Genomic DNA, 25,437 nt, shown 5'->3' on the forward strand with positions numbered 1-25,437 from the left:
AGGCCCCTATTGGTCGATCCGCGCCGCCATAATCGCGATGGCCTGCTGATAGACCGTTGCGGCATTCCACTGCTTGATTACAGCGAAATTGGGCTGGCCGGGCTGATACCCCTGCCCCGGTCGCCAGCCTTTCTGACGCAGGAAATTCGCGGTCGAGGCCAGCGCATCGGTTTGGTTGTAAAAATCAACGCGCCCGTCGCCGTTGCCGTCCACACCATAGGTCAGCGCGTTGCCGGGCAAAAACTGGGTATGGCCCAATTCGCCATGTTTAGCCCCTTTGGTATTGGCTGTGATCGCACCGCGGTCCACCAGCTTCAATGCTCCGATAGCATGAGGTTTGAAAAACTCGGAGCGGCGACAATCATAGGTCAGTGTGGTGATCGCCGATACCACATTTGATTTCCCCATGAACCCGCCGAAACCGGTTTCCATTCCATGAATTGCAATGATAACTCCGGCAGGGACACCGTAGATCCGCTCCAGTGCGGAAAACACCTGCGGGTTAGAGGCCTTCCGGCGGCGCCCCTGACTGACGATTGTATCAGCCCCGCGAATTTTCATGAACTTGTCTAAGGAGTAGCGAAAGGATTTCTGGTTCCTGTCTGCCGCGATTGTGGAACTCGCATATTGTGCAGCCGCCAATGCTTGCAAACCGCGCTGTTTTACACCGGCTTTCTGCGCTTCTCGGGCAAACTCGGCCTTCCATGCATTAAAGCCGGCACTGGTATTTCCACAAGAGGCAGCTATTGCCGGAGCGGCGGCACCAAAGGCCAGCCCGAAGATTGCAGAACGCAGGGACGTCTTGGTAAGAGCGCTAAAATCCATGAAAACATTTCCTTTCGGTCTATGTTTCCATAATAGCCCTTGCTCGGAAGCGGGCAAGTTTTTCGTAACCTCAAACGTCTGTTAACGGCGCCGGTGCCTACCCCAGATCGAGATAGATCGCATCTTCAAGCAGTTTCAGATCGGCGTCCGTGTCAACAAACACCCCCTTCAAAAGCACCGCATCTTTGGCGTCATAGCGGATTTCCACACCATTTGAAGTTTCCCGGATCTTGTAGGAATCCACGCCAGACAAGTGAACCTCGTCCTTTAACACCTTGAAATCCTTTATGACGTCCTGACCATCGCCACCCACAAAAACAAAGCTGTCCGCCCCGCCACCACCTTTCAGTACATCGTTGCCAACACCACCATCCAGCGTGTCAGCGCCTTTGCCGCCAAACAGCTTGTCGGCCCCGTTTCCACCAAACAGGATATCGCCGCCTCCGCCGCCATTCAACAGGTCACCACCTTTGGCACCTTCGACAACATCACTGCCGGAGCCAGAGACAATAATATCATCGCCCTGCCCCCCGTAGATTTCATCGTTACCCTTATAGCCGTAGATCGTATCGTCACCGCTCAGCCCGAAGACAATGTCATCGCCGCGGCTCACAGCTTCGCCTTGGGAATCTTCATAGCCACCATTTCCAATCAGATCGTGGCTGGTCGTACCCGAAATGATCCCGTCAGCGGGTTTCGCGCCGATGAAATGCTCTGCAGAGAGTTGCGAGGTAGAAACATCCAGCAATGTCAGAGATTTGCGCCCGCCAAGGGAAATCTCGATATCATCCAGCCCTCCATCGCCATCTGCATCGACTTTGGACAAATTCGCGGAAATCCCGGCCCAACCGGATAGAACGCCCGTCAAATCGATCCGGTCTTCAGACGCGTTGAAATCGGTGATGACATCCTGCCCCTTACCGTCGGTGACAAACACGTCGTTCCCCGACCCACCATGGAACTGGTCATAGCTGCGACCGCCGATCAACCGGTCATTGCCGGAGCCGCCAAACATATGGTTCACCCCGTTAGAGGCCGTAAGAACATCATTTCCCTGCTGGCCGAACAGAAAGTCGTCTCCGGCCTTACCAATCAGTGAATCATTTCCAAAACCACCATAAAGGAAATCATTCGACAGCTTTGTGCCGATCAGTTTGTCATCCCCTTCATAGCCGAATGCAGAGCCGAGCAGTTCTTCCGTGTCAAAAGCGGCGTCCGCATAATCGCTTTCGTAGGTTTCGTTGCGCAAACGACCTTCGATCAGAGTCGCTTTGATCCGGTCGTCTCCGGCCAGTGCCTTTACGGTTTCTCCTTGCGAGAACGCGTTCATCCCGTGTGCGTAAGAGTGCTGGTGCAAAAAGCGTAGCGATCCGTCCTGATCAATAACAACGAAATTGGAACCACCAGCTTCGGCGCCCGGAAACCAGCCGATGCCGATGTCGTTGCTGGCGAACCATTCGTACATGGTGACAAACAGATCGACCACATTGTTGCCGCCCGCAAAATCATCGACGACGCCGGTCGCATTTGTTTCGGTAATCAGCACGTCACTGCCTTCAAGCAGTGCAAAATGCTCCTCCAACATATCGGTCAGCTCTTTGGTAGAGGTTGCGGCGTTCGTGCCAACCCAACCGGGGTAGAGATGGGCAGACCAGATCAGCGCGTCACCGATCGATTTGGAGATATAATCCAGCGCTGTCAGACCGGTTTTGTCATTCACCACAGTCTTTGAAAGCGTGGAAAAATCACCGGAGTAGCCCCACCCCCCAACCAGAACACGCGCATCGGAACGCGCCTGTATCATGTCGGAAAGTTCGATCATGTGATCTGCGTAAAGCTTGACGAAATCGGCATAGACGTAGCCGTCACCGCTGCCGTTTTCCTGAACGCTGCGCCGGTAGCCTGCCGGTTCATTGGCCAGTTCCAACCCGTAAACCGCCTTGGCAATTGCGGGTTGCCCGTCCAGCCAGTCCAGCATGGATGACCAGCCGGATTTCAAATCCTTGAAGTTTTCTTCCAACGTTTCGTAGGCTTGCGCATTGCTCAGGCTTTCGTGTCCCCAAGGCGAACCGCCGTTACCGATGTTTTGCGCATCGCCACTGCCCAGAACGAAAGTGATCTCAAACCCCTGTTTCACCGCTTCGTCAAGGAAAGCTTCATATTCGGGATGAAGATCACCGTTCCGGTCAAAAGAGAACTCGTTGAAGAGCATCCGCAGGTTATTCACTTCCGGCAGGGACTCCCGCAGTTTTTGTGCAAACTGGCGGGGCTCACCGTCCATCCCCATCGGGATCGTCTGGTATTCGCTCTGCCAGGTGTAATGTTTCGAATTTTTCGCAACATTCAGTTCGTAGACGGATTTGCCGGTTCCTTTGTCGATCGTCGCCCGGTCAATAGCGATTTGATCCGCAGCTATCACCTGCAAGTTGATCATGTTCACTTCGGAAGTCATCGCACTCAAATCCCTTTACTACACTCACCTGCCGGAAACAGCGCCCGACAGTTAAACCGGTGTGGAACACGGGCATGATTAAACACCAGGTCCACACGCAGGAAATGACGGATAAAATGGGCAGAATTGCGGCCAAACAAAGTCGATAAAAAATGAAAACAGCCCAATTTTACCCAATATTTTGATATAAATCGTAAAAAACCGGATATTTTACGCAAACACGGTTCGCTGCGCTTTTGCGGGTGACAATCAAATTTTGGAACGATCCATTTCGGGGGACAGGCGATGTATCAAATAAAGCGACTGGCTATGGCGCTGGTTCTGGGGGCTTTGGGCAGCCAAGGCCTCGCACAACCCAAAGTTGGCCCCTCCCTTGCAGTCGCAGCCAATTTCAGTCAGGGTTGGCGGCCGGACATTCTGGATGGCACCGCGACAATTCCCGTCATGGATTTTCGCGATACCGTACACTGGAACGTTGTGGAAAAGGCAAATGGCCGGTTCGACTACCGTAGCTGGAGGGCCGCATTCCCCGGTATCCTGCGGGCCCGCGGATTGGACATGAGCCTGTTTGTCAACGCATTCCATCCTGCTTATGACGGCGGTGATACAGCACATACGGAAGCGGCCGTTGCGGCCTTTGGAAACTACGCCGCCCGAACCGTGGCGCAATATCCCAACATCCGCTCTGTCGAAGTGGGGAATGAATTTAACGGCAACGATTTTGTCAGCGGTCCCGTGCGCACGCCCGATCTTGAGGCCAGAGCGGGTTATTACGTGGCCTTGCTGAAAACCGTGTACACGCAGGTTAAGGCGGTAAACCCTGACATTCGCATTGTGGGCGGCGGAGCACATTCCATTCCCGTGGGGTATCTGGCGATGACGTATGACAAGGGGGCAGCGGCCTACACGGATGCCCTTGCGCTCCATACCTACGACACCCCTCCGGAACATTTAATACGCCAGATCAATGTATTACGCCGTCTACCGGAAGCGGCATCAAATCCCATCGAAATTACCGAGTTCGGCACACTTGACGTCAACAATGCACCCGGCTTCCTGCTTCGCAATTATTGCCAGATGGCCCTGTCCGGCGTGGATCGGGCCGTCTGGTATCCGATGCACCCACGGGGCGACGGGCTGGTTCCCGTCGTGGATGATACAGGCGCCCCCACAAAGACAGGACTTGCATACAAATTCGCGCAATCGGAATTTGCAGGACTGCCGGTAAAGGCTTTCAATCCGGACCCTTTCACCTATGGCTGCCTATTCAACCAGCGCAAACTGGTGATCTGGGGAGAACCCCGCACGCTTCGGGTTTCGCCAGCACTTTCAGCATTTACCGGAACAGGGCTGGCTTTGGATCAGGACGAACTGGCCCTTTCCGCAACTGAACCGCTGATCTTCCTATCAGAACATCCGATCGACCTAACGCGCGACCTGTATTTCGCCCCGCAAACCCTGTACGCGGATAGTTACCACCAGTTGGAGTTTCCTCTGACCGGTTCTGCACCTGATCAGACAGACTGGCAGAATAGTATACTGTTTGACGGAACCGAACGCCCGTTTCAAACCATGCCGGGGCAGGAACGACAGGGCGTGCCTTGGGTGCCATACCTCGGACACAGCGATTTTCCGGATCTGCGACTGACTGCGGAGTTCCTAGTGCCAACCCAGAAGGATGGAAAAGATGTGACTGTGGTTCAGAGCTACACCGCACCCCAAAGCGGACCTGTAGCCATTGACGCACAATGGAAGGTCAGCGGGAAGAGTGAGGACGGTATACGGTTGACGATCTCTCTGAATGAAACGCCTGTGACCGAGCGCACGATCACAGACAAACTGCACATCAAAGATCGCCATATCCTACTGGAAAAAGGTGACAATCTCCGTTTCATGATCGGGCCGAACGGCACCCCTTGGGGAGATTATACAGAACACCGGATCAGGCTTTCAGGTGAAATCTCCTCTCACTCCGGAGTGTTGACCGCAGAATAGAAATATCACAGTCACGTTCCCATAGCGGGAATGTCAAAATACCCTCATAATTCCGCCTTTTTTGCCGCCTAATCGGAATGAAATTTATTCGTACATACCAAAGGTAAAGAGTTCATGAATTGCACGCGGGTGGTTATCATTAACGACTTCAGCCTTGCTCGGGGCGGAGCGACAGCGCTGGCACTGCTGTCCGCGAAACTGTTCCGCGCACGTGGCGTGCCTGTCACCCTGTTTTGCGGCGATGATGCCCGCCACACGGCCATTGCGGATCTGGGGGTGGATATTGTTTCTGTGGGCGGAAAACCTTTGCTGGAGCAGGGAAAACTTCATGCAATGGCAAGCGGTCTGTACAATACGCGGGCGAAATCCGCGCTGGAGCAGTTGATCCGCGACAAAGATACCAAAGATACGATTTATCACGTACACGCATGGTCCCTGATCCTTTCACCAAGTATTTTCAGTGCGTTGAAACCCGTCGCCCCCCGTGTGGTGATCCATTCCCACGACCAGTTTCTTGCGTGCCCGAACGGGGTGTTTTACGACTTCCAGAAACGTATATCGTGTGATCGATCCCCGCTTGGTGCGTCCTGTCTGGCGACCCAATGTGACAAGCGGTCATTCCTGCATAAAGGCTGGCGGGTGCTGCGCCAGACCGGCCTTCGCAGCATCCTGACCGACAAGCATGACTGGGGCGCCGTGGTGGCAATACATCCCAAAATGCAAGATCGGTTATCCACATTCGGATACGGCTCTATGACACTGAAAACACTCCGCAATCCGGTTCATCCATTCACCGCACAGCGGGTTAAAGCTGAAGAAAACAGCTCGTTTTATTTCGTGGGTCGGATGGAGCCGGACAAGGGCATTATCGAACTGGCACATGCCGCCCGAGCGGCAGAAGTACCGCTGGTAACCGTGGGCGAAGGGCCGCTATCCCAGATGTTCCAGACCGAGTTTCCAGAAGTCCGGCAAGAAGGCTGGTGTGATGCGCCCCGACTGGCAGTTCTGCTGCAAGAAGCCCGCGCTGTTGTGATGCCAAGCCTTTATGCAGAACCCTTTGGCATGGTGGCAATAGAAGCGCAGCAAAGCGGCCTTCCTGTGATCATGCCCCACACGGCATTTCTGGCGGAAGAAATCACCAGCCGCGGTTTGGGGCTGGCTTGTGACGTGCTTGATCCCGTCGATTTCGCCCGCACGTTGATCACAATGAAAGAAATGCCGGCAGAAGATCTGCGCCGGATCAGTGAAACCGCCTATGCCAACGAGACCCCTTTCGCGATGACACCGCAAGGCTGGGGGGATAGCCTGTTGTCCATGTATGACGCCCTGATTGACAAAGCCGCCTGACACAGATGCAGATCGTCCCGAGCACCCTTCTCGCCCTGCTTCTGGTGGTGATGCTGATGAAACAGGGGCCGCAACGGGGCCTGCACTGGTTTTTCATCATGTCCCCCTTTGGCGCTGCGGCTGCATTCAATATGCCTGCGGTCGGCGGGGCCTCTATCGGGATCATTGATTTAGGTGCCCTGGTGCTCTTTGCACTGGTTTTTTCAGGCCCCAACGGACCGGCAAGGATTGTGGGGACAATGCGATTTGGACAGCCCGGCTTCTATCTGCTGCTGCTGACGCTTTATTGCGTTGTCGCCACCTTGATATTTCCACGGCTCTTTGCCTATCAGACGGAAGTTTTCGGCATTTCGCGCGCGGACAACAAGACCGAGATCATTTCGGTTTTCCTGCGCCCCACGACCGGCAACATCACGCAATTATTCCGCCTGATGCTGGATGTGCTGGCATTCTTTGCGGTAGCGACGCTGTTCCGTATCAAGCCGGATTTTGACAAGGTTCTCAAGGCGATGATCGCTGCAACGGTGGTGAACTTCGCGCTCGGCTGGCTAGATGTCCTGACCTTTGCGGCGGGTGCGCCCGAAATACTCGATCCGATCCGCACGGCAAACTATTCCATGCTGGTAGATCACAAAATGGCAGGGCTGAAGCGGATGATCGGCGGCTTTCCCGAAGCGTCCTCTTTCGGTTTTTATACACTCGGTCTGTTCGGCTTCTGGCTTCGTTATTGGATCTCCGGCCCACCGTCCCGCACAGCGCTCTTCTGTCTGATCGCAACAGGCATTGTCCTGCTCCGCTCGACCTCTTCCTCGACCTATGTCGCTGTGGTGGCCCTGCTGCTGGTGATGGGGCTGTTTGCGTTGGTAGACAGCCGCAAGGGGCATGTGCGCAAACAGGCGATGGTTGTGACCCTGATCGTGTTGCTTGCGGTCTGGCTTTTCGCCATGACGGGCTTTGCCGCTTATCAGTTCCTCGAACCGGTCAGCGATTTTTTTGATACCGTGCTGTTTGACAAGGCCGATAGCCAGTCCGGCGTGGAACGGATGAGCTGGAACGTACAGGCCTGGCAGAATTTTCTTGATACCAACATGATGGGTGCCGGACTTGGCAGTATCCGTGCTTCAAACTGGTTTCTGGCCTGTCTGGGGAGCATCGGCATCGCGGGAACTGCGCTTTACCTGTTGTTTCTGGGCGGGTTGTCACGGGCACGCATCCGGCAGGGTTCAGTGCAGGATACGGCCATATTACACAGTCTTAAAACCGCCTGCCTTGCGCTGGTAATTTCCGCACTGCTGACAACGCCAACACCGGATCTGGGAATCTTCTTTTTCGTGCTGGCAGGATTGATCACAGGACTTGCCCGCGGGGCTGCTTTAGAATCACTTAAAGAAGCGAAAGAGACCTCTCCTTCCATTGTTGAGCGAAACGGGACAATCGCGCAGCGCGTTATTCCTTAGGTCGGCTTGAGGCAACAATACCCCTTAAAAATAAGGGAAAGTTTGACACAACCCCTTTCAGGAGGCACACCATAGGCTGTGTTTCCGCGTAAGTAGTTTTGATTAGCGAGTAGGAGATTGTCATGTACAATCGCAAGCCCCCATTTGAGGACGGTTTCTTCCCGATGAAGCGGATCGGGTCAGATGATCGGGATATGGTTGACCTTAAGCAGCTTGCGCAAATGATCTGGCGGCGACGCAATCTTATCATCCTCTCAACGCTGGTGTTCGGAGTTCTGGCATATGTGCTCGTCTCCCAGATTACGCCGACTTACAGCGCTGAATCCAAAGTCATGCTCGACCCGCGCAAAAGTCAGGTGACAATAGGCGAGGATGTCGTCTCCGATCTCGACATAAACGACCAGCTCGTGCTTTCCGAAGCGGCGGTGATTAAATCCAACCTGCTTATCGAAGAGGTTATCGCCGAAATCGGCTTCAGCGGGCTGGCCATCCTTGATCCGGCGCACCAGCCCCCCGGTTTGAAAGACCGCGTGAAAACAGTGGCGCGGGGTTTGGGATTAATGAAGACGCCTGAACCGCCGACACCGGAACAGGCGCTGCGCAGCAAGATCGAAACACTGGTCTATGTGATCCGCAAAAACCTCTCCGTGCGGCGCGAAGGCAAATCCTTCGTCATCAGCATCACAGCCAAAACGGAAAGCCCGCAACTCTCGGCCTTACTGGCCCAGACCATTGCGGAAAAATACATCGAACAGCAGTTGGAGAACCGCCAGAATGTCGCCAAACAGGCGACCGCATGGATTGAAGAGCGGCTTAAAATCCTGCGCAAGGAACTGGAAGAAGCGCAGGCTGCCGGTGTCCGCAGCCGGATGGCCAACCTGCAAGCCGACGGCACCAGTTTGCAGGCAATCTCGCAACAATTGTTCGAACTGACAACCAAGCTGTCCGAAGCACAAGGAGACCGTACCATTGCAGAGGCAAGCCTCAACCAGCTTGAGGTGATCGTGGCCGAACAGGGAGTCAGAAAGGCCGGCACATTGCTGACCTCCCCCCAGTTGGAAGTGCTTAACGCCGAACGGGTCAAATTGACCATCGAAGACGGTGTCTGGGCGCGAAATTATGATGCCGAACACCCGTCCCGCAAACGTTTGCGCAGCCAGATCGACGTGATCGAGGCAGAGATGGTCGCCGAAGTCGAAAAGATCATCGAGCAGAAAAAGGGCGAAGTGCAACTGGCGCAAGCCCGCGAAAGATCCATCCAGTCCAATATGGAACAGATGCAGCAACGGATGATTGCGATTTCCACGAACGAACTGGATCAGGAAGAATTGCAACGCAAGGTAAACTCGGCACGGCTGGCTTATGAACAACTGCTGAACCGCCTGACAGAGACCCGCAGTCAGGAACAGTTGCAAAAAGCGGATGCGCGGATCATCGAACAGGCCACTGTGCCGGGATCGCCCTCTGCTCCGAAACCCAAACTTATCGCAGTTTTGGGGGCGATGCTTGGCATGGCCGTAGGCTTTGGCGCGACCTTTTATTTGGGGTTTGCCTCAAAAAGCTACCGCAGCGAAGATGATATTGAAGCGGATACAGGCCTGCCTGTTCTGGCTTCCTTGCAAGCGGGTGAATGGGACAATCCGGTCGACAGTTATCTGGACGTGATGTACGCGCCCAACAGCGAATATGCCGAGCGCATCCGCCAGTTGCGCACCTCGGTTCTGATGCATCTGCCTGCGGGTAAAACGCAAAAGATTCTGGTGACGTCTTCCACACCGGATGAAGGCAAGACGACGACAACACTGAACCTTGCAGCGATGATTGCGAAGACAGGAAAATCCGTGATCCTTGTAGATTGCGACCTGCGCCGCTCCGGTCTGGCTGCGCAATTCGGCTGGGATATGAAATTCGGCCTGTCGGACTATCTTGAACGGGCCTGCGATCTGGATCAGGCCGTTTATTCGGACACCCACATGCCCTTTGACATCCTGACCTCTAACGGCGCCCATGCGCAAACAGTAGATGCGCTGGGACAGGATAAGCTGGCAGAAATCATGGACCTGCTGGAACAAAGCTATGATGTGATCATCATCGACTCGCCGCCGGTTCTGGCGGTGGCTGACGGGCTGATGCTGGCGCGCGCTGTTGATAGTCTGGTGTTTGTGGTGCGCTGGAATGAAACGCCCAAACAGGCGGTTAAAAAGGCGCTTGGAATGCTCGGAGATGCCCGTGCACGACCCAGCGGTCTGGTCTTTAACATGGTGGACCCGAAGGAATATCTAACAGAATTTGTCGGGGGTTACGCCTATGAAGAATAACGGTTTTACACCGCTGCGCGAACAGGCGGACCTTTCGCGCGGCACGGCATCAGCCCTGTATGCTCCAGCGCGATTGCACACTGTCGGGTCACAGCCCCGCGTGGCAATCATCCATTACTGGTTGGTGGGGATGCGCGGCGGCGAAAAGGTGCTGGAATCCCTGTGCCGGATGTACCCGCAGGCAGATATTTTCACCCATGTTTACACCCCCGAGACCATCAGCGATCTGATAAATGGTCATACGGTCAAAACAACCTCTGTTTCGCGGCTTCCTATGGCAGCGAAAATGTATCAGAAATACCTGCCCTTCATGCCCCGCGCATTAGAGGAGATCGACCTGACCGGATATGATCTGGTGATTTCGAGCGAGGCTGGCCCCGCCAAGGGCGTGATCGCGCCACCGGAGGCACCCCATTTGTGCTACTGCCATTCCCCTATGCGGTACCTTTGGGACCAATATCACACCTATCGCAACGGTGCTGGGGTGATCACACGGGCTCTGATGCCCCATCTGGCCCACGGGTTGCGGTCTTGGGATGTAACAAGTGCCGCGCGTGTAGACGGGTTCGTAGCCAACTCAAACCATGTGGCCGCGCGTATCCGCAAATACTGGCGCCGTGACGCCGATGTCGTGCATCCCCCTGTGGCTGTCGAGGATTTTGCACCGGTTTCCAAAAGCGAAAGAGGCGATTTCTACCTTTGGGCAGGCGAACTGGCATCCTACAAACGCCCCGACATTGCGATAGAGGCCTTTCGACATTTGAAAAAGCCGCTGGTCGTGATCGGTGGGCCGGACAAGACGTGGAAAAAGCTGGCCCGCACCGCACCGGATAATGTGACATTCCTGGGTAAAGTGCCCTTCCCCGTGCTGAAGGACCATATGGCCCGCTGCAAGGCACTGATCTTTCCTGGAGAAGAGGATTTTGGCATTATTCCGGTCGAAGTTATGGCCTCGGGCCGCCCTGTGATCGCCTATGGTCGCGGCGGGGCGCTCGATACTGTGCTGGACCGTCAGACAGGCCTTTTGTTTCCGGACTGTTCGGTGGGAGGACTTGTCGAAGCGGTAGAAACCTTTGAGGCAGAGCAACTGGACGGATTGAACCCGCTTGCATTGACCCGACATGCAGCAAACTTCGATGAAACCGCATTTCAGGCGGGCATTGCGCGGAATATTGGCGATCTCGGCTTCGCCCCGCGTTAGGGGCGTTCAGGGCGTTGGCAGTGTAAACAGTTCCACAAAACTTTCAGCCCCTGCACCACTGTGCAGTGTGATCTGTGCCATCTGCGGATGGCTTTCCTGATGGGGGTCACCGCCTGTATTCATGTTTCGGGCAAGACGCGGAAAGCTGCTGCCCGCAACATGCAACCGCAACTTGTGACCGGTTTTGACGCGATAGGCGATATGGCGCAGGGAAACCTCTGCACGGTACCCCTGATCCGGCTGCATAAGCTCGGGCGCGTCAAAACCGTTCCGGTAACGCAGCCGCAAGGCACCCTCTTGTATCAGTATCGAGCGTCCGTCCGGCCCCACATCCGTCAGCCGCACGACCAGATCCGTATCCGGAACATTGGTTGAAACATGTAATACAGCCCTGAGCGGTCCGGCAATATCAAGGGGATTTCCGAACGGTTCGCTGGTATAGATCAAAAGATCTTCCCGCGCCTCCAGCGGGGATTGGTCCAAAGGCCCCGCACGGGAGTCCGGGTCGCCCGTACAACAGATCGCACCGCCAATGGTCGGCACCGGATCGGCAGGATCGGACCGGAAGATTCGATCATCTGGTGCCGCGTCAGGTGTGCTGCTTAATGCTTCGCCCCGCAGATAAAGTTTCTGCGCGCGGGCGGCCCGTGGCGGCCACACCTCTGTGGCGAGCCAGTCGTCGCGGTTGAGCATATACGGCTGAAAAGTTGGCAGGGACGGTTCCACCTGCCCTTTCAGATGCGCATCCATAAACGATAGGTATATCCCGTCCAAATCGGTTGTACCCTGCGGAGACACCGCCACATCGCCCACACTTCCGTTGTAAAGCGGCCCTGCCATATCGCAATGGGTTGCCGGAGCGATCAAGAACCGGCTTTCAGGGCTGTTCTTGCGGATCATGTCAAACAGCTGAAAGCTGAAACCGATGCCGTAATCATACCACGTATCTACCATCAGGGTTGGTATATCAAAGCTGTCCTGATCCGAGATATATCCCCAAGCCTTGTGAATTTGAGGATCGTCAAACCCGCTTAACAACTCTTCAAAGTCCGTGTCATCCGCGCGGTAACGGGAAACTGCCTCTGATACCGGCAGAGTCTGCAACGCTTTCTTGTAGTCTGCGGCCGGAGCGTGCATCAGATCACCTATCTTGCCGCCCTGCCCGTGAAACCAGCCGAAACCGGAGGCAAGGTTCAGGATTCCCCCTTCAAAAAACCCGAAAAAACCATAGGCACCTTGCGCAGTCCCGATTGAGCCGCCGGCCCCCATAGGGATCATCGCGCGGTGGGCGGGGTGGCGTTCTGCGGCCAGCAACACCTGCGCTTCGCCCAGCGCAGAGCATCCTATTGTGCCCACACGCGGCAACGCCCAGTCTTGCGCGACAATCCAGTCAAGTGTGGCCACGCCGTCGCCCCGTTCGTTCGGGTATGGTGCGAACACCCCGCCAGAGCCGTAACGCCCGCGCATGTCCTGCACCACAACAGCGTAATCGTGGGCGGTAAACAGACGAACCCAATGCAGTGCTTCGCCGTATACCCGCTTACCATAAGGTAGCCGCACCAGAACCACCGGCTTTTGCGCAGCGCCGCCTTCGGGCAGATATATGTCTGTCGCCAGCGTCACACCATCGGGCATTACGACCTGATGTTCCTGCACGTCGGTTTCAACCAATAAGCCTGCCGCAAATGCGCGAAACTCCAACATCTGTTTTACAGGGCGCAGAAAGGCGCGGCCTTGTTCCGTCAAGACCAGAACAGCGGCAAGCAAGGACAACAAGAACGTCAGCCGGATCAGGACGGATTTCAACATAGGCCTGAACCTCTCGACCTGTGGGGGGAGTTATGCCAGTGTCGCCGGAACAGCTGAAGCGACAGGGCAATGCCGGTTTGAATGTGAATATTGATCTTTGGGTCTGGGATCTGGACGCGCGGCAGGATGTTGACCTGTCGGTGCTGTGCAACGAAGAACAGCAGCGCGCCGGTAGATTTGTGCAGCCCTTGCACCAAAACCGCTATGCCGTTGGCCGCGCAACGCTGAGACATATTCTGGCGCGATACACGGGCATCTCCGCATCGGGACTTGCGTTTGACTATGGGCCAAACGGAAAGCCGTCCCTTTCGGGGGAAGTGTTCTTCAACCTCAGCCATTCCGAGAACACTGCCGCTCTTGCTGTCACCAAAGGCTGCGATCTCGGGCTCGACATCCAGCATTACCGCCCAGTGGAAACGGACCTTGCGGAACGCTTCTTTTCCCTGTCCGAACGAAAAGAACTGGCAGCCATAGGGGCTGAGAGGTTTGCTGACGGGTTCTTCCGGTGCTGGACCCGCAAGGAAGCGGTGTTGAAAGCCCATGGTGAAGGGCTTTCGGTGGAACTGGACAGTTTTGACGTTACCCTGACACCGGACGCGCCACCACAACTGCTGCGCTACGCACCCGATCCGTCTTGTGTAGAAAATCTGACTTTGCATCATCTTGATTTCGCACCAGAACTGGTGGGCGCGATTGCCGTATTCAGCCACGCACGCCCTGTTACCATTACACGCCGCTGACACGGCCTTTAAAGCTGAACCGCCATCGTTTAGCGCGCCAGAAAGCTTTCGATTTTTTGCGCCAGCTCTCCGGTGCCACTGATCTGTCCCTTGACGACGGAAACATCATCAATCGACACAGTCTGTAGATTGTCCCCTGCGATTTTTTCCCAGCCGATAGAGGGTAGGAAGCCCTTACCGGTCGGTGTAATCCGCGTCACAACGTGGAGGATCGGAAAGTCCAACGGTTCGGGACGGTACACGTTCCGCGCCTGCGAGATATACTCGACAAAGCCTTCCTGTTCGGCTGTCATATCCGTTGCGCGCACACGGTCCATAAACCCGAGCTTCGTGGCCATTGTCAGCACACCTGATTTTCGCACGATCCGGTAACTGCCCAGCATGGCTGCCAAAGACATCCGCCCCTTGCGCACCTGCCGCATCCGGTTGCCCAGCGCATAGAGTTTTTCGCGCCGGCGCTGGATCCGGTCAGCACGGATACCGGCCACATAACCGGGCTCCCAGCAATCCTTGATCACCACACCAGTAATTTCGTGCCCTTTGGCTTGTAAGACCCGCGCGGCTTCCAGCGCAATGTTGCCGTGCACACAAGCCCCGAACAACAGATACGGTCCTTGCGGCTGATGTGCCTCTATGACCTTGGCATATTCGGCGGCAATCTCCAGAAAGCTGCGTTCGGACTGGTCGATGCCCCGTGTGCCATCAAACAGACGCACACAGACCGACGGACGGCTTTGGCTGAAATGTTCTGAAGCGTTCAGGATCAGGCTGATGTCATTGATCGAGATAATCTGCTGACCGTCCCCGTCTGTGCGGATCGGTTCGACCCGCCAGTCGGTTTCAACCGCTAGGGCCTGCGGCGCGATCTGAGGTGCAAGATGGGCCACCAGTTCGGAAACGGTCGGCGACTCGTAAACAGCCGCCACCCCAAGACTGACATTCCACTCCTTGCGGATGCGTGACACCATGCGCACCGCCAGCAGGGAATGCCCCCCCAACTCGAAGAAGCTGCGATCTGTGGGGATGCTGCGCTGTTCCAGCAAATCCTGCCAGATGGCAATTATCCCTTGTTCCAGATCGTTTTGCGGCTTCGCTGCTTTGCTTTGCAGCGCAACCACTTGCGCTGGAACGGGCAACTGCGCCTGATCCTGCGGCAAGGTCGCCAGCACGCTAATTCCGGCAAGCGCTGCGTCTTCGCCCATGGCTGACAGATGCTGCATCAAAATCTGCGGCAGGGTCTCCAGCGCCATCAGGGGTGACGGATTTGCCGTGACATAGCCCCACCGCCCGCGCGGTTGATCGACCGTTACCGCTTGGGCCACGAAGGGATGGGATTGCAGCGTTTGTGCAATCGGGTCTTCTGGCAAGGTCGAATCTTCCTCAGCTTGTGCATTACCTTGCACCAGCGGCAGGTTCCCCAGCGTGAAAGCTCCGGTCTCGAACACATGTGCAAAGCTTTGTTTGATCATTTGCAGCAGGGCTTTGATCGTCTCTGGCTTATAGAGGTTCGGTGAATATTCGATATTCAAACGCCAGCCGGTTGGACGCCCGATTATGACGATGTCCAGATCGCGCGAGGCCCCCGGAGTGAAAGTCGGTTTTGAGACCATCGCGAAATCGCCATAGGTTTCATCTTCCATAAATACATGCTGGAGATTGAAGTTCATCGAAATCAGCGGCGCACGAGAGGCATCGCGCACAGGATTCACCACCTCGACCAGTTTGGAGAACGGCAGGTTTTGATGAACCAGCGCGCCTTCGACAACGGATTTCGTTTGCGCGACATGGTCTGCAAAACTCTTGCTCGCACGTGTGGGCAGTCGCAACACCTGGTTGTTGATGAACGGGCCGATCAGCGGTTCCAGCTCCACCTCTTGGCGGCCTGCAATCGGGGTGCCAAACAACACCTCGTCCGCCCCCGTTACACGGTGCAGCGCAGCCGATGCGACCGCCGCACCGATTACAAAGGGCGAGGTACCGTTAGCCTTGGCCACACGTTCCATCGCTTCGGCAAAATCATCCTGCAAGGCGGTATTCAGATAGGAAATTTCAGTATTGCGGGCCTTGGGACGGGGGAAATCCGTCGGCAGTTCAAAATATGGCGCGTCTTTCATCTGTTCACGCCAATAGGCGGTATCCTCCTCCAGCACACCGGACGCAAGGTACTGTTGCTGCCAGAGGCTGAAATCACCGTATTGCAGGGGCAGTTCCGGCAGATCAGGCGTTTTTCCGGCGGCAAAGGCAGCGGCGCTGATGCCAATTTCACGCCCCATGACGCCGATTGAATAGCCATCATAGATACTGTGGTGAGCGACCGTCAGCAAACGGCCCCGATCAGAAGCCAGCATAACCAGCGTGGCGCGGATCAATCCGGTGTTGGACAGGTCGAACGGATAACGGGCAACTTCCGCTGCGATCTCTGCCAGACGATCGTCTTGCGCTTTGCCGTGCAGGTCGGAAATGTCGCGCACCTCCAGATCGAAATCCGCATGGGTCAGCACCTGTTGCACAGGCGTCCCGTCCTTTTCGACAAAGCGCGTGCGCAGGATTTCATGACGCGCGATAACCAAACGGTAGGCCCGCTCCAGATCATCAGGCAAAAACCGGCCCTGCACTTCCCAGCTTATGGCCACATTCAGCGCCGGGTTTCCGGGATGCAACTGGTCGAGAAACCAGAACTGCTGCTGGGCGGTGGACAGCGGAAACTCCGCTACCACCTGTTCGGGTTCAAACTGCGAATTGATAACGTTCATTGGACAATCCCCACACCCCGCCGCGCACCATTGCGGAAGTCTTTCAATGACGGCGCAGCGGCGACTTTCGGCACATCTGCCCCGACCCGACTGTCTGCGAAGGCAGCGAGCTCTGAAATGCTCGGGTGATCCAGCAGGTGTTTGGCTTGCAGGTTCAGACCGGCCTCAACCAGACGGGCCGCAATGCGGAAAACCATCAGGGAATCTACACCAAGATCAAACAGTGTGTCTGTGGTCGAGATCCCCTCTTGCCCCAGCACGTTCGTCCAGATTTCGAGAATTTTCTCTTCAGTCGGAGTCTTTGCAGTTTGGCCGGAGAGCGCGACGGTATCGACAAGGATGTCCGGCGCTGTGTCAGGTTCCGGCAGGCTTTTACGATCCAGCTTTCCGTTGGCCGTCTGAGGCAAGGCTTCAAGCATCACATAAGCCTGCGGCACCATATAGTTCGGCAGCACCGCACCAAGCGACTGGCGCATGTCTGAGGCGTCCGGCGCGGCACCGTTTTCAGCCACGATATAGGCCACAAGCTGACGATCGCCGCTGGCACGGGTCTTCACGTCCACTGCTGCCTTATGCACTCCGTCAAGGCTGCGCAGCCGGCTTTCTATTTCACCCAGTTCAATGCGGAATCCGCGCAGTTTCACCTGCGTATCTATCCGGCCCAGAACCTCTATCGTGCCATCGGCGTTCTTGCGGGCAAGATCGCCCGTACGGTAGAGCCGCTGTGGCGTACCGTTCACTGTTACGCTGCGAAATGCCTTACCGGTCAGATCGGGGCGATCCAGATACCCTTTGGCCAGCCCGTCCCCGCCTATATTCAGCTCTCCGGTTACACCGACAGGAACCGGCTTGTCGGTGTTATCAAGGATCAAGAGATCGGTATTTGCGATGGCGTGACCGATGGTGATCGGTTCATCTGCCGCAACCTTTGCAACAGCCGACCAGATCGTGGTTTCAGTCGGACCATACATGTTCCACAGTTCCGCCCCCTGCGACAGCATCCTTGCGGCAAGATCGCGGGGCAGTGGTTCACCGCCCGCCAGCAGCTTCATGCCAGCTTTTGGCGCGAAGCCCGCATCGAGCACCATATCCCACAGGGTTGGCGTGGCCTGCATGACAGTAATGTCGCCCTGTTCCAACCGTTCCACCAGCGCGAAACCGTCCAGAACCTGTTCCTTGCTTGCAATCACGCATTTCGCGCCCACAGCCAGCGGCAAGAAAAGTTCCAGCACTGCGATGTCAAACATCACGGTGGTAACGGATAGCAGTGTATCCTGCGCCGTAAGACCGGGCTTTTGCGCCATGGAGTTCAGGAAGTTTACCACCGCACGGTGCGGGATCTCCACACCCTTCGGTGTTCCGGTCGTTCCCGAGGTAAAGATGATATAGGCACTGTCTTCGGGATCATGGGCCACTGGTGCAGGTGTCGTCCCTGCACGGGCCTTGAACACGTCAATCAGAACCGCGCCGGTCTCTGCCACATAAGACAGACGCGCGGGCGTGTCAGTGACCACAGCGGCCGCACGGGCGGTTTCAAGGATCAGCTTCAGACGGGCTTCGGGCTGGGTCGGGTCCAGTGGCAGATAGGTATGCCCTGCCTTCAGGATCGCCAGCAGTGCCACAACCATATTGACCGAGCGGTCCATCAACAGGCCGATCCGCTGCCCAGCCCCTGTCACCTGCGCCTGAATATGGGCCGCAAGTGCATCGCTGTCCTGTTGCAGGGCGCGGTAGGTCACCTGCCTTGTGTCATCTTCCAGCGCCACAGCATCCGGCGTAGCCAAAGCCATCCGCTCCACCAGAGTCTGGATCATGGCCGAACGGTCATAGTCCTGATACCCGTTATCTGCCGCTACCGCCTGTGCCGGCAACGTCAACGACAGGTCCTGCACAGCCTGCTGCGGATTTTCTGAGAGCCCGCGCAAGACCTGTTCCAGATGTCCGACCCAACGATCGATAGTAGATCCTTTATAAACTTCGCTGTTGTAATCCACATCCACCCGCAGGCCGTCTCTGGCTTCTACCACATTGAAGAACATGTCGAAATTCGACGCGGCTTTCCGGTTCGGGGCGAGCTTTACCGACACCGCTCCCATATCCAGATCTTCCGGCAGGGTTTCCAGATTGAACTGGATTTCCGTCAGCGGCAGCCGGTTCAATGCCCGTGGCACGTTCAGATCCTGTACCAATGTCCCGAAGGTGTAATCCTGATGCTCAAAGGCATCCATGACGGCGCCGCTCACCCGCTTCAAATGGGCTGACACCGGTTCTGCCGGATCAAAAGCCGCACGTACCGGCAGGAAATTCACGGCGTGGCCGATCATATGCGGGTTGGCAAGCTGCGCCTGACCGCCCGTCGGCACACCGATCACCACGTCATTGCTCCCTGACAGACGGCCAAGTGTCATTTGCACGGCAGCAAACAGGGTAGCGAAAAGGGTGCAGCCCTGTTTCGCACCGGCCTTCCGGGCTGCAACCATCACATCCGCGGGGATGAACCGCGTCAGGGTCGCACCGGCATAACTGCGCCGCTGTGGGCGCGGATGGTCATGGGGCAGCTCCGGCAGGGCAGGAATATCCTGATATTGCGCGGCCCAGAAGGCGCGGGTTTCGGGGCGTGCTGTACCCTGCTGTTCTGTACGGGCATGAGCCGCAAAGGAAGCAGGCACCGGCAGGTCACCGGCCTTACCACCGGTTTCCGCGCGGTAGAATGCTGCGAGTTCTTCGAAGATGATGTTATAAGACCAACCGTCACAAATGATGTGATGGGCGTTCAGCACCAATCCGTGATTGCCCTGACCGTTCGTCACCAGACGCGCCCGAACGGGCGGTTTTGCTGTCAGGTCAAAGGCATAGCGAGCTTCTTCATCCGCAATCCGGTCCAGAACCGCATCTAATGTACCATCAGGTGCCGGAATCTGCTCCACCTCCAAATGGTACGCGGGCCGGACGGTGAAATGAGAGCCGGTTGCATCAAAGTCCGCGCGCAAAGCATCGTGGCGCGCAACAATGCGGTCCAGCGCACGGTTCAGCGCGGCCACATCAAGCGGTCCCTCCAGATGCAGCACCGCGCCTTCGTTGAAACAAAGGGAGGCCGCCTCGCCAAGCTGGCTGGTCATCCAGATTTCCCGCTGGCCTTCGGTGAGGGGAAAGATTTTCCCTGCGTATTCTTCAGCAGAAGGTGCTGCCGGTTGCTCGGTGATCTTGCCCTCACCAAGCAGAATGCCCTGTTCCTGAAGGGTGCGGACGGCACGCTCGAAACTCTCCGCCACGGCGTTCACTTCGGCATCGCCGTGTTCTGTGGTCAGGAACCCGCAGAACCCGTCCATCAGGTGCACCCCGTCATAGCGCATCAGCGGATAGAGCAGGCTTGCGCGCGCATCAAATCCGGTGACATTGGGCACGATCCAGCTTGAATGCCCTGTGACCAGTTCCGGCAGGCCACGGCTGACCAGAAAAGCGTTCATCCGCTTGCGCAACGCAATTGCGCGCGCGGCAGTATCCTTCCACAGACGATCGCCGTGGTTTTCCATATGCTCCAGCGTGGCATCAATGGCCGCCAGAACCAGCGGATGGCGCACAAAAGTCCCTGCCACATAGGTCGGCGCGACCTCCGGTTTGCTGTCATCGCCATAGGACCAGAACCCGCCGTCGAGCGCATCAAGGAAACGCGCATCGCCCGCCAGCACGCCGATGGGCATACCGCCGCCAACAACCTTGCCATAAGTGGCCATATCGCCTTGAATACCCCATTCGCCCTGCACGCCTTTGGCGTGGGTGCGAAAGCCTGTGACCACCTCGTCAAACACCAAAGCGGCATCGATGTCTTTGGTCAACTTGCGCAAGGAGCGCACGAATTCAACAGGTTGCACCTCGGGGTGGCGGCTCTGGATCGGTTCGATAATGACCGCCGCAATCTCTTTGGCGTTCTCCTTGATCCATTCAAGCGAAGTCTCTTCGCCATAAGGCAGCACCACCATATTGGACAGGCTGCTGCGCGGAATACCGGAAGCCAGCGGCAGGGCCGCAGGGGCACCGCCACGGGATTTCCCCTTGATCAGCACCTCGTCAAACTGGCCGTGATAGTCATTGCCAAAGACGACAACCTTATCACGCCCTGTCACGGATCGCGCCAGCCGCATGGCAGACATGACCGCCTCAGAGCCGGTGTTGCAGAATGTGACCCGTTCATGTTCCACCATTCGGGCGAAACGTTCAGCCACGGCACCGGCAATTTCCGATTGCGGCCCGATGGGATAGCCCCGCTCCATCTGCGCCTGCACTGCACGGGTGACAAACTCCGGCGAGTGACCGAAAGCGGTCTGGCCGAAACCGTTCACCAGATCAATAAATGTGTTCCCGTCAATATCCCACAGATGCGCCCCTTTCGCGCGATCAGCCACCACCGGAAAGGCCAGTTCCTTCCATTCGGGATGAAAGCCGGACACTGTGCGCGGGTCCGCATGCACGCGGCGGTATTTCTGGGCGAGCGCTTTGGATTTGGGAAACTTCGCGCTGTAGCGGCTTGCCAGATCACGGGCAAAGTCCTGTTGTGCGGGTGTCAGCTCCGCGCCTGCAAGGTTCGGTCCACGCCCCACCTTAAAGGCGGCAGGTTTGGCTTTGGCCGGTTCATCGGCTTCCTCTGGCGTGGCCTGTACCACAGGCGCAACCTGCGGCGCTGTCGGGGTCTGCGCAACCGGTGCGGGCGCCGCCACAGCCGCCTGCTGCGGGATTGAAGAACCACCGCCGAGTGCTTGTAGTTGCTGGGCAAAAACTGCCTGCATGGTTTGCATCTGCGCCTGCATTACACCGGCCGCATCCCTGGCCAACGGGGGTGCAGGCACCGCCGATACAGGCGCCACATCTGCCACCGGAGCGGGAGCAACAACAGCAGCGGGCGTTTCTTCCACTGCGGCAGGCTCAACCGTCTCCGGTGTATCGGCGGGCAAGGTCTCGTCCAGTTTGCCCGCCAAATCAGCGATTGTCGGATATTCCGTCAGCAAGCTGCGGAAGGTCAGGGTCACATCATATTTCTGCAACAGCGCCTGTGAAACCTGCCCCAGAAACAGGGAATCAAACCCCAGTTCCAGATAGGTCACATTCACGTCGTCAGCGCTCAGATCCTCCCCCGACAGGTCTGACAACATGGCCAGAAGCTCTCCGCAGAAACGCTCGGTACGGGGAACAGGGGAAACATTTGCATTCATGGTCATGACCGGATCACTCTTTACTGTTTCACAAGGAAGGGCCGCAGGTTGGGCCGTTTGGGATTGGGGGACGGTTCGGGTTTGCACCGGTTCGGGCGAAACCCAGTGGCGTTTGCGCTGGAAGGCGTAGCCCGGCAAGGAGACCCGCCGGTTGCCCCGCGCCCCAGAGAGCGCCCAGTCCACCGGCACCCCCGCGCCCCAGAGTTTTGAAAAGGCGGCAGCCATGGTAATCTCGTCGTCAGATGTTTGGGTGTGATCTGATAGCGACTGTATTATTCCACCATGGCTGCCGCGCTCCAGAGTCTGCGCAGCAAAAGCTGAAAGCGTGCGTCCAGCACCTACTTCCAGCAAAATGGCAGCCCTGTCTCGTGTGGCGGTGCGGATGCCCGCCTGAAAATTGACACAGGCCCGCGCCTGTGTGGCCCAATAGGACGGATCAACCGCCTGTTCGGGTGTAATCCATTCCCCTGTGACGCAGGACACATAAGGGACTTTCGGTTCGTTCAGGCTGAATGCCATGAATTCACGGGACAGGGCCTCTGATACCGGCGCCATCATCGCGGAATGAAACGCGTGGGAGGTATGCAGGCGGCTGGTCGCCAGCCCTGCCCTATCCAGCCGTTCCTTTAGCGCATCAATCGCATTTTCCGGCCCCGCCACCACCTGCAACTTTGGTGCATTCTGCGCGGCAAGATCGACGTCACCGTTCAGGAAAGGCGTCAACTCGTCCAGCGCAGCACGTACCGACAGCATCGCGCCGGACGGCTGATCCTGCATCAACTGACCGCGCTTGGCGATCATCTTCAGTCCGGTTTCAAAATCAAATACACCGGAGATTGCGGCAGCGGCAAACTCCCCGACCGAATGACCAATCATCGCTGTGGGCTGCACACCTCGGGACTGCCACAACCGCGCGTTTGCATATTGGATCAGGAACAGTGCAGGTTGCGTCAGTCGCGTATCGCGCAAGGCCCGCGCCGCCACTTCGTCGGACACATCAGAAAGGCAGAGGACTTCGTTAATATCGAGCCCCAGCAGGGGCTGCAAAATCTCGGCCCCCTGATTGATCCAGCGGGCAAACTCCGGTTCGGCCTCATAAAGACCCCGCCCCATGCCGGGATACTGCGAGCCCTGCCCTGCAAACATGAACAGCACATCCGGCGCATCCGCTGGTGTGGGAGTTTTCACAGGTGCCAGCTTGCGCAACGCGCTGGCCGCTTTATCCGGCGTGCGACCAACCACAGCAGCACGGTAGTCGAACTGGCTGCGCCCCTCTTGCAGGGTAAAGGCCACATCTGCCAGTGCAGGCGCTCGCTCCTGTTCCAGCGCTTCGGCCAGATCGACAGCCATATCCGCCAGCGCCTCCGGCGTTTTGGCCGAGAGCGGGAGTATCTGGGGAGCAGTGACTTCGGGTTGCACCGGGGTCTCGGGGGCCTCTTCCAGTACCAGATGGGCATTGGTGCCGCCGATCCCGAAAGAGCTGATCCCCGCGCGGCGCGGCCCCCCACAAGACCAGTCCTGCAATCCAGCGGGCACGTAAAACGGTCCGCCTTCAAAATCAATATCCGGATTGGGGCTGGTAAAATGCGCCACCGGAAGGATTTTCCGGTTGTGCAGCATCAGCGCGGTCTTGATCACGCCGACCACACCCGCGGCTGCATCCAGATGGCCGATGTTCCCCTTGACCGATCCCAAGGCACAGCGGTTCGCCTCTTGCGGGCCAAAGGCGGTCGACAGGCCACGAATTTCAATCGGATCGCCCAGCGGGGTCGCGGTGCCGTGACATTCCACATAGGAAATACTGCCCGCATCAATGCCTGCATCACGGTGGGCGCGTCGGATTGCCTCTGCCTGACCGTTCACCGAAGGCGCTGTATAGGCAATTTTGTCCGCCCCGTCGTTATTCAGCCCGACACCGCGGATGGTGGCATAAATCCGGTCCCCTGCCGCCAGCGCGTCCGGCAGACGTTTCAACACGACCACCCCCGCCCCGTGGCCGAACACGGTGCCATTGGCAGCCGCATCAAACGGGCGGCAGGTGCCGTCTTCCGACGCCATGCCCCCTTCCTGACTGAAATAGCCCCGTTTCTGCGGGAATGTGATCGAAACTCCCCCCGCCAGCGCCACATCCGATTGTCCGGCCCGCAGGGATACGCAGGCCTGCGCAATTGCCGTTAACGAGGTGGAACAGGCTGTTCCCATCGAAATCGCCGGACCTTTCAGATCCAGCTTGTAGGCCACCCGCGTGGCGAGGCTATCAGCAATATTGCCGGTAAAGGCCGCGTAATTGCCAAGCTGGAATTGCGAGGTGAAATCCGCCAGTGCCGCGCTGTCCGTCAGAATATTGGCGAGCATATAGGTGCTGTAACTGGCCCCCGCGAAAACGCCGATCGCCTCTTTCGCGCGCATCGGGTCAAGACCTGCATCTTCCAGCGCATGTACGCATATTTCCAGAAATACCCGCGCCTGCGGATCCATCAGCGCCGCCTCTTTCGGCAGGATACCGAAATACTTGGCGTCAAACATATCCACTTCATCGAGCACCGGACGGGCAGTGCGATAATTTACCTTACTGCGGTCCTGCGGCGAAACAGCGTCTTCCATTTCGGTTGGATCAAACCGGGAAATCAGATCGCGGCCCTGACACAGACTCTCCCAAAACTCTGCAAGGCTGCGGGATTGTGGAAAGCGACCTGACAGACCGACAATTGCAATGTCGCGGTCGGATACCTCCGGATGTACATCCCGCGGCTTCTCGGATTTCGCTGCATCGGGAACCGCGCCCTGCTCTGCCAGTTTTCGCGCCAGCGCCCCGAGTTGCGGGGTTTCAAACAGTTCGGTCATGGAAATGCGCCGGCCCAGCAGCTCCGCCATACGGGCGCGGGCCTGAAACAACTGGACAGAGTTTCCACCCGCATCAAAAAACGTGTCCTGATCCCGCAGGGGGGGACAGTTCAGAATGTCCTCCCAGATTGCAGCAATCCGGTCGCGCAGTTTTGTAGCAGGGGGAACTTGGTCCGTGTTGGTTACAGGGTCCTGCCCCAAAGGCGAATGACCGTAAAATACATCATCTGACATAGCGGTACTCTCAAATAGCATCAAAACGATGCAAACACTCAGCCGCCCTTGCGGCCTAAATACGCGGTGGTCCAACACGGACCGGAACTGTGGACAACTTAGCCGAAAGCCCCTTATTCTCAAAGAAAATTCGGGAAGAACCCTTTGGCGAACAGGTCGCAACCACCTGAAAAAAAGGATTTTTTCGCCCGAACTATGTGATAATCAGAAACAATAGAGTTACAACGCACCCGCGTCTCCGCCGGACCTGCTTCC

The 25,437-nt window shown here is 57.0% G+C and carries 11 protein-coding genes; 6 read left to right on the top strand and 5 right to left on the bottom strand.

Annotated features, from left to right (window positions below):
- Positions 1-6: 6 nt before the first annotated feature.
- Positions 7-825 (bottom strand): lytic murein transglycosylase, encoded by an 819-nt coding sequence (locus tag C0U40_RS14460; protein WP_101656520.1) that lies wholly within the window; start codon positions 823-825, stop codon positions 7-9.
- Between the two features lie 97 nt (positions 826-922).
- Positions 923-3,277 carry a type I secretion C-terminal target domain-containing protein gene (locus tag C0U40_RS14465; RefSeq protein WP_101656521.1) on the bottom strand — a complete coding sequence of 785 codons (2,355 nt, stop codon included), beginning with the start codon at positions 3,275-3,277 and terminating at the stop codon, positions 923-925.
- 285 nt (positions 3,278-3,562) lie between these two features.
- Here C0U40_RS14465 and C0U40_RS14470 point away from each other — a divergent pair, with 285 nt between their 5' ends.
- The 5 genes from C0U40_RS14470 to C0U40_RS14490 all read left to right on the top strand — a co-directional run bounded on the left by C0U40_RS14470 (position 3,563) and on the right by C0U40_RS14490 (position 11,595).
- Positions 3,563-5,272 (top strand): hypothetical protein, encoded by a 1,710-nt coding sequence (locus tag C0U40_RS14470; protein ID WP_145991943.1) that lies wholly within the window; start codon positions 3,563-3,565, stop codon positions 5,270-5,272.
- Between the two features lie 114 nt (positions 5,273-5,386).
- Complete coding sequence (locus C0U40_RS14475) at positions 5,387-6,619, top strand: glycosyltransferase family 4 protein (protein ID WP_101656523.1); 1,233 nt, start codon at positions 5,387-5,389, stop codon at positions 6,617-6,619.
- Between the two features lie 5 nt (positions 6,620-6,624).
- Complete coding sequence (locus C0U40_RS14480; protein WP_101656524.1) at positions 6,625-8,076, top strand: hypothetical protein; 1,452 nt, start codon at positions 6,625-6,627, stop codon at positions 8,074-8,076.
- A 122-nt stretch (positions 8,077-8,198) separates the two neighbouring features.
- Positions 8,199-10,394, top strand: coding sequence for a GumC family protein (locus tag C0U40_RS14485; protein ID WP_101656525.1), 2,196 nt, complete (start codon positions 8,199-8,201; stop codon positions 10,392-10,394).
- On the top strand, positions 10,384-11,595 hold the full coding sequence (locus C0U40_RS14490) for a glycosyltransferase (RefSeq protein WP_101656526.1): 1,212 nt from the start codon (positions 10,384-10,386) through the stop codon (positions 11,593-11,595). Before C0U40_RS14485 ends, C0U40_RS14490 begins: the two co-directional genes overlap by 11 nt.
- A 6-nt stretch (positions 11,596-11,601) precedes the next feature.
- Here C0U40_RS14490 and C0U40_RS14495 read toward each other — a convergent pair whose 3' ends face one another.
- A complete protein-coding gene (locus C0U40_RS14495; protein WP_101656527.1) occupies positions 11,602-13,404 on the bottom strand; it encodes a CocE/NonD family hydrolase in 1,803 nt (600 codons plus the stop codon).
- Between the two features lie 32 nt (positions 13,405-13,436).
- Here C0U40_RS14495 and C0U40_RS14500 point away from each other — a divergent pair, with 32 nt between their 5' ends.
- The gene (locus C0U40_RS14500; protein WP_101656528.1) at positions 13,437-14,144 is read left to right on the top strand and encodes a 4'-phosphopantetheinyl transferase family protein; all 708 of its coding nucleotides are present in this window, start codon (positions 13,437-13,439) and stop codon (positions 14,142-14,144) included.
- A 29-nt stretch (positions 14,145-14,173) separates the two neighbouring features.
- Here the strand turns inward: C0U40_RS14500 and C0U40_RS14505 are convergent, their stop codons facing one another.
- Complete coding sequence (locus C0U40_RS14505; RefSeq protein WP_101656529.1) at positions 14,174-16,897, bottom strand: condensation domain-containing protein; 2,724 nt, start codon at positions 16,895-16,897, stop codon at positions 14,174-14,176.
- Positions 16,894-25,182 (bottom strand): non-ribosomal peptide synthetase/type I polyketide synthase, encoded by an 8,289-nt coding sequence (locus C0U40_RS14510; RefSeq protein ID WP_219619803.1) that lies wholly within the window; start codon positions 25,180-25,182, stop codon positions 16,894-16,896. The genes C0U40_RS14505 and C0U40_RS14510 overlap by 4 nt, the downstream gene beginning before the upstream one ends.
- Between the last annotated feature and the right edge of the window lie 255 nt (positions 25,183-25,437).

The sequence above is a fragment of the Neptunicoccus cionae genome, from assembly GCF_002860325.1.
In the GTDB taxonomy this organism is placed as follows: domain Bacteria; phylum Pseudomonadota; class Alphaproteobacteria; order Rhodobacterales; family Rhodobacteraceae; genus Amylibacter; species Amylibacter lutimaris.